The 15,835-nt window shown below is 65.1% G+C and carries 10 protein-coding genes; 7 read left to right on the forward strand and 3 right to left on the reverse strand.

All coding sequences use genetic code 11. The features are described from left to right. Nucleotides 1–30 precede the first annotated feature (30 nt). From DVB37_RS18210 to DVB37_RS18220, 3 genes are all read right to left on the reverse strand, one after another. The gene (locus tag DVB37_RS18210) at nt 31–696 is read right to left on the reverse strand and encodes a response regulator transcription factor (protein ID WP_046804123.1); all 666 of its coding nucleotides are present in this window, start codon (nt 694–696) and stop codon (nt 31–33) included. Between the two features lie 356 nt (nt 697–1,052). Beyond that, entirely contained in the window at nt 1,053–1,802 is a 750-nt protein-coding gene (locus tag DVB37_RS18215; protein ID WP_104144260.1) for a response regulator transcription factor, read from the reverse strand. Between the two features lie 562 nt (nt 1,803–2,364). After that, nucleotides 2,365–3,969, reverse strand: a complete 1,605-nt coding sequence (locus DVB37_RS18220; RefSeq protein WP_046804125.1) for a hypothetical protein — start codon at nt 3,967–3,969, stop codon at nt 2,365–2,367. Nucleotides 3,970–4,358: 389 nt separating this feature from the next. Here DVB37_RS18220 and DVB37_RS18225 point away from each other — a divergent pair, with 389 nt between their 5' ends. The 7 genes from DVB37_RS18225 (at nt 4,359) to DVB37_RS18255 (ending at nt 15,823) form a co-directional block, all read left to right on the forward strand. Then, nucleotides 4,359–5,030, forward strand: a complete 672-nt coding sequence (locus tag DVB37_RS18225; RefSeq protein ID WP_046804126.1) for a TetR/AcrR family transcriptional regulator — start codon at nt 4,359–4,361, stop codon at nt 5,028–5,030. Nucleotides 5,031–5,106: 76 nt separating this feature from the next. Further along, nucleotides 5,107–7,455 (forward strand): acyl-CoA dehydrogenase, encoded by a 2,349-nt coding sequence (locus DVB37_RS18230; RefSeq protein WP_120156375.1) that lies wholly within the window; start codon nt 5,107–5,109, stop codon nt 7,453–7,455. Between the two features lie 12 nt (nt 7,456–7,467). Further along, on the forward strand, nt 7,468–8,763 hold the full coding sequence (locus DVB37_RS18235) for an acetyl-CoA C-acetyltransferase (protein WP_120156376.1): 1,296 nt from the start codon (nt 7,468–7,470) through the stop codon (nt 8,761–8,763). Beyond that, complete coding sequence (locus DVB37_RS18240) at nt 8,760–10,778, forward strand: 3-hydroxyacyl-CoA dehydrogenase NAD-binding domain-containing protein (protein WP_120156377.1); 2,019 nt, start codon at nt 8,760–8,762, stop codon at nt 10,776–10,778. Before DVB37_RS18235 ends, DVB37_RS18240 begins: the two co-directional genes overlap by 4 nt. Before the next feature lie 65 nt (nt 10,779–10,843). Beyond that, the gene (locus tag DVB37_RS18245) at nt 10,844–12,166 is read left to right on the forward strand and encodes an OmpP1/FadL family transporter (RefSeq protein WP_104144256.1); all 1,323 of its coding nucleotides are present in this window, start codon (nt 10,844–10,846) and stop codon (nt 12,164–12,166) included. 56 nt (nt 12,167–12,222) lie between these two features. Then, a complete protein-coding gene (locus tag DVB37_RS18250; protein ID WP_120156378.1) occupies nt 12,223–14,613 on the forward strand; it encodes a 3-hydroxyacyl-CoA dehydrogenase NAD-binding domain-containing protein in 2,391 nt (796 codons plus the stop codon). A 10-nt stretch (nt 14,614–14,623) separates the two neighbouring features. Beyond that, nucleotides 14,624–15,823 carry an acetyl-CoA C-acyltransferase gene (locus DVB37_RS18255; RefSeq protein WP_120156379.1) on the forward strand — a complete coding sequence of 400 codons (1,200 nt, stop codon included), beginning with the start codon at nt 14,624–14,626 and terminating at the stop codon, nt 15,821–15,823. Nucleotides 15,824–15,835 lie beyond the last annotated feature (12 nt).

Here is a 15,835-nt window from a genome sequence, read left to right on the forward strand (position 1 = left end):
GTGGTGAGCAAGAGACCGCCCCCCTTCCCCTTAGCCCAGCACATCCTTCTTCGGGGTGGGCGGCGGGCCGCCGCTACGCACCAGGCCCATCTGCACCGCGATGTAGGCGGCCTCGGCCTGGTTGCGCGCGTTCAACTTCCAGTACAACGTGCGCGCGTGGCTCTTGACCGTCGCCACGGATATGCCGACATGCTGGCCGATCTCGCGCATGGTCTTGCCTTGCACCAACAGCTGAAGAATCTCTTCCTGGCGTTGTGTCAGTTCACGCAGTTCCTGCATGGGCGCCTGGGCGACGCCTTGGGGCCGCCCGGCCGGTTGCGGATAGCATTCGCCGCCCGCCACGACCAGGCTTACGGCAGCGGCCAGCGCGTCGGGGCTGGAAGCCTTGGGAAGATAGCCCGCCACGCCTGCCCGCGCACACGCCCCCATCACGGCGGGGTCCAGCACGGAATACAGCACCAGCACCAGCCTGGGCATGAAGAAGGCCATGGCCTGCGAGATAAGCCCCATGTCCTGTTCGGCAATGCCGCTGCAACCGATCACCAGCAACTCGACCGGGCGGTTGATCGAACTGGACATGTTGAGTAGATGAGCTGGCGATATAGCCAGGATGTCGTCGGCGTTCCGTACACGCTCCAGCACATGCTGGATCGCGACGCGAAGCAGAGCGTAGTCTTCGATCAGTACGGTTGTCATCCCGGGGAGAACCTTGTGACACATGGCCCATGCACGGTTCCCATGACGTCGGCGCATCACACTGCGATGGCAGGTTCTGTGCGGCGCCAACCCCAAGGGAATCTTGTCCGCGCTATTGGATCGCGATGGCGAGGCGTGGTGGTTCGCGCTCTCGACCCATGCTTGCGGACACAACCCATGCTATCAGCGGCACCGTTCGCTGAATCTCGTTCAGGAGGATGAATGGTGGGGGAAAGCCGCATCCGAAAGGGCCGCGGCAACTGCGATGTATGACTTAGGCGGGATGGTGGGGCGACCCCGGCAGCAACAGAACAGACCTGTTCCTGGCTGCCGGGCAGGCGGCGCGCCCGTTCTTGCTAGCCGAGCTTGCGCCCATAGATCTGCCCGGCGTCCGATTCCCTGCCATTGGGTTCATGCCATTCCAAGGTTGCGCCGCGTTGCAGCGCTGCGTATACGGCTTCGCCCTTGTTCTTGACATGCAGACGCTGATAAAGCGTGCAAGCATGCGTCTTTGCGGTAGCGACCGAGATGTTCAGCATGCGGCTGACCGTCTTGATCGGATACCCCCGAGCCAGCAACACCAGCACTTCGTACTGACGCGGCGTGATCTGAAGCAGCTGCGCACCGGCGCTGACCGGCATGGAGCCCTTGCTGGAAGCGTCGTCGCCATCACGTGCCGGCAACGCGCAGACCGTCGCGGCTGGCGCTTGCAATGCCTGCTCGCTGGGGAAGCACTGACCGCCGGCCATGACCAGGCGAATCGCGGCTTCCAGGATTTCGACCGAAGCCGTCTTCATCAAGCAGCCATACACGCTGGCGCCAGGCAAACCTTGCACCGGCATCGGCAACGGCATCACATCGGTCAGCAGCAGAATCCGCTTGGGCGTCAGAACGCGCTGAATTTCGTGCAGCGCGCTCCAGGCTTCATCGGTATCCACCGGCAACCCATAGATCAAGAGATCGGCGCCAGCGTGCGCGCCATCGGCCTTGGACAAGTCCGCCAAGCCCATACCCTCGATTTCCCACACATCGTCCAACTTGCTAAGTATCTGCCACAACCCCAACCGCAGTAGCGGATGGGCTTCAATCAGGACCATCTTGGCCATGGTGTCCTCCCGGTTTTTCGACGGGCCTAGAAGGGATCTTCGCTGTGCTGAAGACTATTTTTTTTCCAGCCCCGCGGGGGTGGTCCGCAATATCCCGGAATATCTAATGAAGCTGGACCGGGGCATTTGGGCTGGGCAACTTTGGTAGCCAACATAACGGATGGCATGAACCCATCTTATGGTTCGAAACCTTCAAAATCAAGACGTTTCAGGGCGATATAATCCGATAAAAACAGAAATCATTCGTTAGCCTTAATCACTCTCGTAAATACGGATGAGAGCGCCCTCTCCGCCTTTTTACCGCTAGGGTTTTCACTGACTCCCCTGGGGCGATGACGGCTTCCCCCCTATGGGGACCCGCGCCAAGAGGCTTGATTCGTAACGCTGTCGGCCAAATTGGGGCCATAAAAAAGCCGCGACCGGGCGCAAGCCCCTCACGGCCGATATGCCGAAATTTGGACCAAATAATTTTCGATATGTTTCCGCAGACACACCCCTGCCCGCTGCGGATCGCCGAATCGCAATATAGGTAACATTTTTATTTTGGAACGCTACGCTCCATTTACTCCATATAGGCGAAGTCAAATACGGTATGACCCCCCTGATGGTGCCAATGGTGCATTGAAGCATGACGCTTGCGCAAAAAGCTGGCGTAGTGGATTTCGCCATCCGTTTCCACATACGTGGACGGCGTCAGCTCTTCGATGCGGTTCAGGGACACGCCCTTGCCGTAGTGGCAAAAGCCTTGGTACTGGGCGCAGCGGATCACCTCTCCGCTAGGCGACACAACGATTCCGGCGTTGCGGGCGCGCATGGGGTTGCGCACGATGGGGTTGCAAGCGTGCGGCGTCCACTCGGTCGAGCGCGGCGAATCCGAGAAAAACGCAAACAGCTCGTCGCAATGGCTTTGGCCGTCCGTTCGATCGATATTTGTTAATAGCCACCAATATTCTCCGTGTTTAAAAATAATGGTATCAACGGCGGATATATTGGTCATCAACGTGACATCAAGCTCCCATTTCAACGGGAATTCAGTGCATTTCCATAATTCAATACTGCGATTTCCGCACGTTTCCGGAACCATATACGTCACACCTTCGTGTTCAAAAATATATGGAAACGACAGGTGATAAGGCAGGTTCAAGGCAGTGCCCAACAGCCGGAAAGCCCCGTCGGAGTAGGTCGCGACCGAAATCGTACCCTTCCGGGAGGTGAAGTCGTAATCTTCAAAAAATATATATGGTTTTTTATCGTGCGTATAAACAAACGGATCTGCGAAGAACCTACCTTTGGGAGGTTGCAGCACCATGGCTTCCGATACCACCGCCTGTTGCCGGGATGACGGAAACATACCAATCCGCCAGCGCACATTGCGCTTCATGATGCGCCGCACAATCAAATCAGACATTAACCACGCCTGGCGCGCAATATACGCCGCGCTATCCCACTCCGCCGGGTCGGCCCGGCGCGGGCCGCTCATGATCTGCATGTCGGGCGCCGGCTCGCTCTGGCGCGCGCGCGCCAGGGCCTGCAAGGCGTCGTAGAGCATGAAGTTTCCCAGGCTGAACGCGCGCGCCTGGTTCTTCAACCAGAACACTTCAGTATTGAAACTGCGCTGGTCCAGCAGCTCGTCCTGTTCGGACTTGGCTCCCATGCGCCAGAGTTTTACGGTTGTGTGATCCTCGCGATGAAACACCTCCCAGAATCCGGCGTAGCGGCTGGTCGACACGGCGATATCGGAGTAGCTCAATTGCCATACCCCCATCCTCGCCCAGTCGGCCATTTGCGCGCGAGTGGCGCACGAGGCGCCCAGCGTGATGACCAGATCCAGGCCCAGGGCAGTGACCGCGTCCTGCGCGCCGGGCGTGGTCACGCCCGCTTCCAGCGGCAGCACCGGCACTGAGGGCGACGGCATGCTTTTGCGCAGGTCCGCGCAAGACAGCATCTGGCGTTGCTTGGCCGGCAGCATCCGGGCCTCGAAGCGCGACAACGTGCCGAACAGCGCCTTGACCGCCAGGCGCGGCGCCTTCTCGGCCCCCTCGCCGCTCATCACCAATAAGGCCGAGATGTCGAAATCCTGACTATGGACCAGCCAATCCACCATCTCATGCATCCAGCCGGGTTGCTCATACCCGTCAACCAACAGTCCCACTCGGTAGGTTTTCATATGTCCCGCTCCTGTGTCAGGGCGTCTAGGGCGAGCGCACCGGCCTGGTGCGCGGGCTAGCCCCTTGCATCGCCGGTACAACGCAATTGAGTCCTCGCGCTGATACTGCGGCGTTTTTCCCCCGCCTTCCAGACCACATTCATCCTAGGCCGGCCGTCCGAGGACGAACGGTTCAAGCTCGTGCCGGCGGCCGATCCGGGCTCATGCAAGCGCGCCTGCCGGCTCATCCTTCTGGTCTAGCTGACCCGGTATGAAAAGCCCCTTGCCTAGTGCACAAAGGATGCTGCGTCCGTACGTTAGGGGTAAACCCTATTGGGGATAGCCGAGGCTCGCTTCTCGTTCTTCCCTGCCGCATAATGATTTTTAAACGAACGTTTGAATTCAACCTTATGCAAGAAATCAGAACTCCCACTACCCGCGAATCCATCCTGGACACCGCCGAAGCGCTCTTTGCGCAGCAAGGCCACGAGGGCACCTCGATGCGCCAGATCACCGGCGCGGCCGGCGTCAATCTGGCTTCGGTGAACTATCACTTCGGCTCTAAAGAGTCACTCGTGCAAGCGGTGCTGAAACGGCGGCTGGAAGTGCTGAACCGCGAGCGCCTGCGCCTGTTGGACGAACTTGAGGCGCAATCCGAAGGCAAGCCGCTCAAGCCGTCGCAGATCGTCGACGCCTTTTTCGGCACGCTGCTGCGCCTGGCCGCCGACCCGGCCCAGGCCGGCAGCACCTTCCTGCCGCTGCTTGAACGCACCATGACCGAGCCGTCCGATTTCATTCGCGCGCTGTTCGCGGAGGAATACGCGGACGTGCTGGAGCGCTATCGCAATGCCCTGTTCGCCGCCCTGCCCGATGTGCCCAAGGCTGAAATCGTGTGGCGCTTCCAGTTCATGCTGGGCGCCACGTCGTACGCCATCATCGGCACCGACCTGCTGCGTTCCGTCACGGGCTGGCAGCTGGACGAAGCCGAACAACCCGACAACCCCGAACTGCTGCTGCCCCGCCTGATGAGCTTCCTGCTGGGCGGCTTGCGCGCCCCGCTGCCACCGGTGGCCGGCGCCTAGCCGACATCGGCATCAGCATCGGCATCCCCAGAACCAGAACCAGACCGACCAGAACACCCTTTACGGAGACAAAGACATGTCCGCAGTCATCCTCACGCTAGTCGTCATCGCGGTGCTAGCCGCCATCGTGCTGGGCGTGCGGCCACTGCGGCGGGCGCTGTTGTCGGCGCCCATCTTCAACCTGTATCGCAAGGTGCTGCCGCAGATGTCCGACACCGAGCGCGACGCGCTGGAAGCCGGCACCGTATGGTGGGAAGGCGAACTGTTTCGGGGCCGCCCGGACTGGAGCCGTCTGCTGGCCTACCCGCGCCCGCGCCTGACCGACGCCGAACAACAGTTCCTGGACAACCAGGCCGAGCAGGCCTGCCGCATGGTCAATGACTGGAGCGTCACGCAGGAACGCTACGACCTGCCGGCGGACGTGTGGACCTATCTGAAGACCCAGGGTTTCCTGGGCATGATCATCCCGAAGGAATACGGCGGCCTGGGATTTTCGGCCTACGCGCATTCCGAAATCGTGACCAAGCTGTCCACGCGCTCGTCCGCGCTGGCTGTGTCGGTGATGGTGCCGAACTCGCTGGGCCCGGCCGAACTGCTGCTGCACTACGGCACCGACGAACAGAAGAACCACTACCTGCCGCGCCTGGCGCGTGGCGACGAGGTGCCGGCCTTTGCGTTGACCAGCCCGTGGGCCGGTTCCGACGCCGCGGCCATTCCCGACAGCGGCATCGTCTGCAAGGGCGAATGGCAAGGCCGCGAAGTGATCGGCATGCGCGTCACCTGGGACAAGCGCTACATCACGCTGGCCCCGGTCTGCACGCTGCTGGGGCTGGCGTTCCGCCTGTACGACCCCGATGGCCTGCTGGGCGGCAAGAAAGACCTGGGCATCACTTGCGCGCTGGTGCCGCACGACCACCCCGGCGTGGACACCGGCCGCCGCCACTTCCCGCTGAACGCCATGTTCATGAACGGCCCGACGCGCGGCACCGACGTCTTCATGCCGCTGGACTTCATCATCGGCGGCCCGGCCATGGCGGGCCAAGGCTGGCGCATGCTGATGGAATGCCTGGCCGCCGGCCGGTCCATATCGCTGCCCTCGTCCAACACCGGCATGTCCAAGCTCACGGCGCGCGCCGTGGGCGGCTATGCCCGCGTGCGCAGCCAGTTCCGCATGCCCGTGGGCAAGTTTGAAGGCGTGGAAGAAGCGCTGGCGCGTATCGGCGGCCACACCTACATGATGGATGCCGCGCGCAGCATGACGGCGGGCGCCGTCGACCTGGGCGAGAAGCCGTCTGTCGTGTCCGCCATCGTCAAATACCATGTGACCGAACGCGCCCGCCAGGTCGTCAACGACGGCATGGACGTGATCGGCGGCAAGGGCATCTGCCTGGGCCCCAACAACTTCCTGGGCCGCGCGTATCAGCAGATTCCCATCGGCATCACTGTTGAAGGCGCCAACATCCTGACGCGCAGCCTGATCATCTTCGGACAAGGCGCGATTCGCTGCCATCCCTACGTGCTGGCGGAAATGCAGGCGGCGCAATCGCCCAACGCCAAACAAGGGCTGGACGATTTTGATCGCGCGTTCTGGGGTCACGTGGGCTTTGTGGCCAAGAACACGTTGCGCACCCTGGGCACTGCGCTGACCGGCGCGCGCTTTGTTGCCGTGAACGCCGACGTGGCGCCCGACATGAAGGGCTACTACCAGCTGCTTAGCCGGTATTCCGCCGCCTTCGCGCTGCTGGCCGACTCGATGATGCTTGTGCTGGGCGGCAGCCTGAAACGCCGCGAACGCCTGTCGGCGCGCTTGGGCGACGTGCTGTCGCAGATGTACCTGATCAGCGCCACGCTCAAGCGCTTTGAAGACGAAGGCCGCCAGGCCGCCGATGCGCCGCTGGCGCACTGGTCCATCCAGGACGCGCTGTTCAAGTTGCAGGAAGCCTTTGACGGCGTGCTGGCAAACACGCCCAACCGTTTCGTGGCCTGGACCTTGGCGCGTCTGATCTTCCCGTGGGGCCGCACGCAGACGCCGCCGTCCGACGCGCTGGGCCAGGACGTGGCGCGGCTGTTGATCAGCCCCAGCGCCACGCGCGACCGCCTGACCTCGGGCTGCCACCTGCCCGCCACCGCTGATGAGCCCGTGGGCGCCATCGAACTGGCGCTGGCGGCCACGCTTGCCGCCGAGCCCATCGAAGCCAAGATCCGCGAACTTGAAAAGCGCGGCGCCCTGCAAGGCAACCCGCAAGCCAACGTGCGCGATATCGCCGACGCCGCCTACGCGGCCGGTGGCATCACCGCCGAAGAGTACGCCGTGGTCAAGCACCGCAACAGCTTGCGCGATACCGTGGTGCACGTGGATGATTTCCCCTTTGACCTGGGCAAGGCACAGGCCGACCGGCCCGCCGCCGAACGCAAGGTCGCCTGACGGAGGAAACCGATGGCATTCAAACCGGTTTACGTCATTGACGGGACTCGCACGCCCTTCCTGAAAGCGCGCACCGGCCCCGGCCCGTTCTCGGCCGGGGACCTGGCCGTACAAGCCGGCCGCGCCCTGCTGCTGCGCCAACCCTATGCCCCCACGGATCTGGACGAAGTCATCATCGGCTGCGCCGCGCCGTCGCCGGATGAAGTCAACATCGGCCGCGTGATTGCGCTGCGCGTGGGTTGCGGCAACCACGTGCCCGGATGGACCGTGATGCGCAATTGCGCGTCCGGCATGCAGGCCCTGGATTCCGGCATCGCCAATATTCAAACCGGCCGGTCGCAGCTGGTGCTGGCGGGCGGCACCGACGCCTTGTCCCGTGCCCCGCTGCTGTTTTCCGACGACATGGTGCGCTGGCTGTCCGGCTGGTACGCGGCGCGCGGCATCGGCGCCAAGCTGGCAGCGCTGCGCGGCTTCAGGCTGAAGAACCTGGCGCCCGTCATCGGGCTGCTAAAGGGGTTGACCGACCCGGTGGTGGGCTTGTCGATGGGCCAGACGGCGGAAAACGTAGCCACCCGTTTCGGCATCGACCGCGCCGCCATGGACGCCTATGCGGCGGGCAGCCACCAGCGCGTCCTGGCCGCGCGCGCGGCCGGTGCGCTCAATGAAATCACGCCGCTGATCGACAACAAAGGCAAGTTCTACCCCGACGATGACGGCGTGCGCGAGGATTCCACGCCCGAAAAACTGGCCAAGCTGCGGCCGGTGTTCGACAAACCCTGGGGCAACATCACGGCGGGCAATAGTTCGCAGGTGACCGACGGCGCCGCCATGCTGGTGTTGGCGTCCGAAGAAGCGGTGGCCAAGTGGAACCTGCGCCCCCTTGGCCGCATTGTGGACAGCCAGTGGGCCGGCCTGGACCCCGCGCAAATGGGCCTGGGGCCGGTACATGCGGCCACGCCCATCCTGCAACGCCATGGCCTGGGCTTGAATGACCTGGACTTGTGGGAGATCAACGAAGCCTTCGCCGCGCAGGTGCTAGGGTGCCTGGCGGCATGGCGCGACGATGCCTATTGCCAAGCGCATTTCGGTACGCCAGCATGGGGGCCGCTGGACCCGGCCAAGCTGAATGTGGACGGCGGCGCCATCGCCATCGGCCACCCGGTGGGTGCGTCCGGCGCGCGCATCGTGCTGCATCTGCTTGAAGCGTTGAAGCGCCGTGGCGCCAAGCGCGGCATGGCCGCCATCTGCATCGGCGGCGGCCAAGGCGGCGCGATGCTGGTTGAAACCCTGGACGAGGACCGCCCATGACGACCATGGACACGCTTTCCCACTGGCGCCTGGACCGCGACCCCGACGGCCTGGCCCGCCTGACGTTCGACCGCGCAGGCAGCGCCGTGAACGCGCTGTCGGCCGACACGATGGCCGAACTGGCCGTGGTGCTGGACGCGCTGGACGCCGCGCCGCCGGCCGGCCTGATCATTCAGTCGGGCAAGGCCACCGGTTTCATCGTGGGCGCCGACGTCAACGAATTCGCCAGCCTGGACACGCCCGAACAGGCGCGCGGCCTGATCGCACGTGGTTGGAACCTGTTCAACCGCCTGGCCGCCGTGCGCTACCCCACCCTTGCCCTGATCCAGGGCCACTGCCTGGGCGGCGGGCTTGAATTGGCGCTGGCGTGCCGCTACCGCCTGGTCGCCGATCAGCCCGGCACGTCGTTGGCGCTGCCCGAAGTCATGCTGGGCATCTTCCCGGGCTGGGGCGGCATGCTGCGCTTGCCGCAGGTGATCGGCGCGCCCGCCGCGCTGGACATGATGCTGACCGGCCGGGGCGCGGATGCGCGACGCGCCGCCGCGCTGGGCCTGGCCGACGCGCGCGTGCCACCGCGTTTGCTACAGGCTGCGGCGCGCCAGTTGGTGCTGTCGAAAAAGCCGCCGCGCCGCGCGCGTGGTATCGGCGCCTGGGCCAACCGCTGGCCCTTCAAGGCCCTGGTCGCCAACCGCGCACGCAAGCAGATTACCGCCAAGGACCCGCTGGGCCACTACCCCGCCGCGCCCGCCATCGTCACGCTATGGGAAAAGCACGGCGGCAACGCCTTGCAGGCGCCTGACCTGATCGACGCGATCATTTCGTCAGACACCGCGCGCAACCTGTTGCGCGTGTTCCGCCTGCAAGAGCGCCTGAAGGCCAACGGCAAGCAGACCGGCGTCACGCCGGCCCGCCATGTGCACGTGGTGGGCGCCGGCACCATGGGCGGCGACATCGCGGCCTGGTGCGCGTACAAGGGCTTGACGGTGACGCTGCAAGACCAGGACATCGCGCGCATCGCACCGGCCATCGAACGTGCCGCCACGCTGTATGCGCGCCGCCTGAAAGACCCGCGCCTGGTTCGCGCCGCGCTGGACCGCCTGATACCCGATCCCACCGGCGGCGGCGTGCCGCGCGCCGACATCATCATCGAAGCCATCAGCGAACAACCCGAGGCCAAGCGCGCGTTGTACGCGTCGCTGGAACCGCGCATGCAGGCCGACGCGCTGCTGGCCACCAACACGTCCAGCCTGTCGCTGGAAACGCTGCGCAGCGGGCTGGCTCGCCCCGAGCGTCTGGTGGGCATCCACTTCTTCAACCCCGTGGCCAAGATGCCGCTGGTGGAAGTGGTGCATGCCGAGGGCGATTCGGGCGAGGCCACGGCGCGCGCCTGCGCATTCGTGGGCCAGATCGACAAACTGGCGCTTCCCGTCAAGAGCGCGCCGGGATTCCTCGTCAACGCCGTGCTGGCGCCCTATATGCTGCAAGCCATGCGCAGCGTGGACGACGGCATGGCGCCGGAAACGGTGGATGCCGCCATGGTCGAATTCGGCATGCCGATGGGGCCGCTGGAACTGGCCGACACCGTCGGCCTGGACATTGCGCGCGCGGCAGGCGAGCAACTGGCCGGTGGCGCCGAGCCGCCGCGCTGCCTGGCCGAACGCCTGGCGCGCGGCGACCTGGGCAAGAAAAGCGGCAAGGGCTTCTATACGTGGCGCGACGGCAAACCGGTCAAGCAAGGCAAAGGCGCCGCCGGACACGGCAGCAGCAGCAGCAGCAGCAGCAGCAGCGGCAGCAGCACCACCACCACGGCCGCCCCCGCCGGGCTGGCGCAGCGCCTGATCCAGCCCTTGGTGGACGCCACCCTGGAACGCGTGCAGTCCGGCGTGGTCGCCGATGCCGACTCGGCCGATGCCGGGGTCATTTTTGGAACGGGGTTCGCGCCTTTCACGGGCGGACCCCTGCATTACCAGGCCAGCCATGCCTGGCGCAGCAGCAAACCGGCTAACGCCGAATAGACCGGGGTCACAAACAGACCGGCAGTGCAAGTAGAGACATACATCCAACTCGAGGAGGCAGTACCATGCGCAGACGTTCATTGTCCCTGAGCACCTTGTCGGCCCTTGTGGTCGGCCTGGGCGCGTCCGCAACGTCCTACGCCGCCGGCTTTCAGCTTTTAGAGCAGAACGCCAGTGGCCTGGGCAACGCTTACGCAGGCTCGGCGGCAAATCCGGAAAACGCCAGCATCATTTACTTCAACCCGGCCGGCATGACGTACCTGCCCGGCGTGAACTTTTCGGGCGGGGTCAATTTGATCAAGCCCTCGTTCAAGTTCAAGGACAACGGCAACAGCCGTAATCCCAGCGTTCCCGGCCTGCCCGGCTCGGGCCTGAACGGGTCGGCCCCCACCGGCGGCAACGGCGGCGATGCGGGCAACCTGGGCGTGGTGCCCAACCTCTACGCCTCCTGGCAATTGAACGAGCAGTGGTACATCGGCCTGGGCGTCGGCGCGCCGTTCGGCCTGATGACCGAATACGACGACGGCTGGGTCGGCCAATACCATTCGAACAAATTCGAGATCAAGACAATCAACGTGAACCCGTCGATTGCCTACAAGGTCAACGAAAAGTTCTCGATGGGCTTCGGGCTGAACTGGCAACACATCGACGCCAACTACAAGAAGAAAACGGTGGTGCCGATTGCGGGCCTGCCGGTCGCCACCAACGGCGACGCCGACCTGAACCTGAAGGGCGACGCGTGGGGCTGGAACGTGGGCTTCATGCTGCAACCCACCGAGGACACGCGCATCGGCCTGTCGTACCGCTCGAAGATCAAGCACACCGCCAAGGGCGACACCGACATCACCAGCATCGGCCCCACCAAGCAATCGGTGTCGTTTGACGCCAAGGCCTCGGTGGACCTGCCCGACACGTTGATCCTGAGCGCCGCGCATCAGTTGAACGAGCGCTGGGAACTGCTGGGCGACGTGTCCTGGACGGGCTGGAGCAGCATCCCCGAACTGAAGATCCGCAACTCCGGCCCCGGCGCGCGCGATGACGAACTGCCGCTGAACTTCCGCGACACCTGGCGCGTCGCACTGGGCGCGAACTACAAGTTCGCCCCCGACTGGAAGTGGAAGTTCGGCCTGGCGTACGACCAGTCGCCGGTGCATGACAAGGCCGACCGCCCCACCTCCCTGCCCGATAACGACCGCTACTGGTTCTCGACCGGCGTGCAGTGGGCGGCCACCAAGAACACCACGCTGGATCTGGGCTACACCTATCTGTACCTGCGCAAGACGGACATCGACACGACGTCCGGCAGCCAGGCGACCAAGGGCCGCGTGGCGGGCACCTATGACAGCAGCGGCCACATCGTGGGCCTGCAACTGTCGTCCCGCTTCTAGCCTTGCGCGGGTGGGCGGCCGCGCGCCGCCCGCCCGCTTTACACAGGAGAATCCCCTTGAGCAAGTTCGTCGTCAAACACGTTGCCGTCCTGGGCGCCGGCGTCATGGGCGCGCAGATTGCCGCCCACCTGGCCAATGCCGGCGTGCCCGTCACGCTGTTCGATCTGGCCGCCCGTGAAGGCGATCGCAACGGCATCGTCAACAAGGCGCTGGCCGGACTGAAAAAACTGGAACCCGCACCGCTGGCCGGCGCGGCCCGCCTTGCCCTGATCACTCCCGCGAACTACGACGACCACCTGGATGCGCTGCGCGGCTGCGACCTGGTCATCGAGGCCATCGCCGAACGCATGGACTGGAAGACGGCGCTCTACGAGCGGATCGCTCCGCATGTGTCGCCCGACGCCATCATCGCGTCCAACACGTCCGGCCTGTCGATCGACGCGCTGGCCAACGCCCTGCCCGCAAGCCTGCGCGAGCGCTTCTGCGGCATCCATTTTTTCAACCCGCCCCGCTACATGCGGCTGGTGGAGATCATTGCCACGTCGCATACACAGCCGGCCGTGCTGGACCAGCTGGAAACCTGGCTGACGTCAACGCTGGGCAAGGGCGTGATCCGCGCACTGGACACGCCCAACTTCGTGGCGAACCGCATCGGCGTGTTTTCCATCCTGGCCGCCATGCACCACACCGCGCGGCTGGGCCTGGGCTTTGACGAAGTCGACGCGTTGACCGGCCCGAAGATCGGCCGGCCCAAAAGCGCCACCTACCGCACGGCGGACGTGGTGGGCCTGGATACGCTGGCCCACGTGGTCGGCACCATGGAAAAGAACCTGCCCGATGACCCCTGGCACCGCTACTTCGCGTTGCCCGACTGGCTGTCGGCGCTGATCCAAAAGGGCGCGCTGGGCCAGAAAACCGGCGCCGGCGTCTACCGCAAACAGGGCCGCGACATCCTGGTGCTGGACCTGAACGCGCAAGACTATGTGCCCAGCGCCGGCAAGCTGGCCGACGAAGTGGCCGCGCTGTTGAAAGAACGCGACCCGGCCAAGCGCTTTGCCGCCCTGCGCGCCAGCACCCACCCGCAGGCGCAGTTCCTGTGGGGCCTGTTCCGCGACATCTTCCACTACAGCGCCGTGCAGCTTGAACACGTGGCCGACAACGCGCGCGACCTGGACCTGGCCATGCGCTGGGGGTTCGGCTGGTCGCAAGGCCCGTTTGAAACCTGGCAGGCCGCCGGCTGGCAGGCCATTGCCGCCGCCGTGGCGGACGACATCGCCGCCGGCCGCGCCATGAGCAACGCGCCCCTGCCCGCCTGGGTGCAGGAAGCCGACCGCCAGGGCGTGCACGCGCCGCAGGGTTCGTATTCCGCGCGCACGGGCAAGCTGCATCCGCGTTCGTCCTTGCCGGTGTATCGCCGCCAGCTGTTCCCCGAACGCGTGTTTGGCGAAGGCCCCGACGACCGTGGCGTTACCGTCTGGGACAACGAAGGCGTGCGCCTGTGGAACCTGCCGGACGTGGACCCCGGCATCGCCATCCTGTCCGTCACGTCCAAGAACCACACGCTGGGCGGTGAAGTGCTGGAAGGCGTGCTGCAAGCCGTCGCCCGCGCCGAACGCGATTTCGACGGCCTGGTGATCTGGCACGAACCGCCCTTTGCCGTGGGCGCCAACTTGCAGCAGGTGGTGCAGGCTTGCGCCGAGGGCAAGTTCGACATGCTGGAAGCGATGGTTGAGAAATTCCAACGCGCCTCGCAATCGTTCAAGTACGCCCGCATTCCCACGGTGGCCGCCGTGCAGGGCATGGCGCTGGGCGGGGGCTGCGAATTCCTGATGCATGCCTCGCACCGCGTGTTGGCGCTGGAAAGCTATATCGGCCTGGTGGAAGCCGGTGTCGGGTTGATCCCGGCCGGCGGCGGCAGCAAGGAATTCGCCGGCCGTGCGGCGGCGCTTGCCGCCAAGACCGCCACGCCCGGTGAAGTCTTCCCGTACCTGCAACCGGTCTTCCAGACCATCGCCATGGCGCAGGTGGCCAAGAGCGCGCTGGAAGCCATCGACGCCGGGTTCGCCCGCGCGCACGACGTGGTGCTGTTCCATCCCGACGAGCTGCTGTTCGTGGCCATTGGCCAGGCCCGCGCCGCCGCCGAAGCGGGCTACACGCCGCCGCCACGCCTGTCGAACATCCCCGTCGCGGGACGCAATGGCATCGCCAACTTCGAGATGGTGCTGGTCAACATGCGCGAAGGCGGCATGATCAGCGCGCACGATTACCGCGTGGCGCGCAGCGCCGCCGTGGCCCTGTGCGGAGGCGAGGTCGAGACCGGCACGAAGGTGGACGAAGAATGGCTGCTGGCGGTCGAGCGCCGCGAGTTCGTGGCTCTGTTGCGCACGCCTGAAACCCAGGCCCGCATCCGCCACACACTCGAAACCGGCAAGCCGTTGCGCAACTGAGGAAACGATCATGACCAAGCAGATTCAAGACGCTTACATCGTCGCCGCCACGCGCCTGCCGGTAGGCAAGCGCAACGGCGCCTACATCACCACGCGGCCCGATGACATGCTGGCCGCCGCGCTGAACGGCGCGCTGGCGCAGGTGCCGTCGCTGGACACCGCGCGCATCGAAGACGTCATTGCCGGCTGCGCCATGCCCGAGGCCGAACAAGGCATGAACGTGGCGCGCATCGGCTTGCTGCTGGCGGGCCTGCCGCAAAGCGTCGCGGGCGTCACCGTGAACCGCTTCTGCGCGTCCGGCTTGCAGGCGGTGGCCGACGCCGCCGCGCGCATCCGCATGGGCGAAGCCGACATCATGATCGGCGCGGGCACCGAATCCATGAGCGCAATGCCGCAGATCATGGGCAACAAGGTGTCGATGAACCCCGAGATCTTTGCCCATGACGAGAACATCGGCATGGCGTTCGGCATGGGGCTGACGGGCGAAAAGGTCGCGGAACGCTGGAAGGTGTCGCGCGAAGACCAGGACGCCTTCGCACTGGCCTCGCACCAGAAAGCCTGCGCGGCGATTGCGGCCGGCCATTTCCGCGCCGAGACCACGCCTTATGAAGTGGTATCGCATCTGCCCGACGGCGCCAGCGGCGCGGTGCGGGTGGCGCGCAGGCTGGTCGAGGTGGACGAAGGCCCGCGCCCGGACAGCAGCGCCGAAGCCTTGGCGCGGTTGCGCCCGGTGTTCTCGACGCGCGGCAGCGTCACGGCGGGCAATAGCTCGCAGATGTCCGACGGTGCGGCTGCCGTAGTGCTGGTGTCCGACCGCATCCTGCGCGAATTCAACCTGAGCCCGCTGGCGCGCTTCGTCAGCTTCTCGGTCGCCGGCGTGCCGCCCGAAGTGATGGGCATCGGCCCCGTTGCCGCCATCCCCAAGGTGCTGCAACGCGCCGGCATCACGCAGGACGCGCTGGACTGGATCGAGCTGAACGAGGCCTTCGCCGCGCAATCGCTGGCCGTGATTCGCGAACTGAAGCTGGACCCGGCCAAGGTCAACCCGCTGGGCGGCGCCATCGCGCTGGGCCACCCGCTGGGCGCCACCGGCGCGATCCGCACGGCAACCATCACGCACGGGCTGCGCCGCACGGGCGGCAAGTACGGGTTGGTCACCATGTGCATCGGCACCGGCATGGGCGCGGCCGGGCTGTTTGAAGCGATGTAGGCCCATTGCGGA

The sequence above is a fragment of the Achromobacter sp. B7 genome, from assembly GCF_003600685.1.
Classification (GTDB): Bacteria; Pseudomonadota; Gammaproteobacteria; order Burkholderiales; family Burkholderiaceae_B; genus Achromobacter; species Achromobacter spanius_B.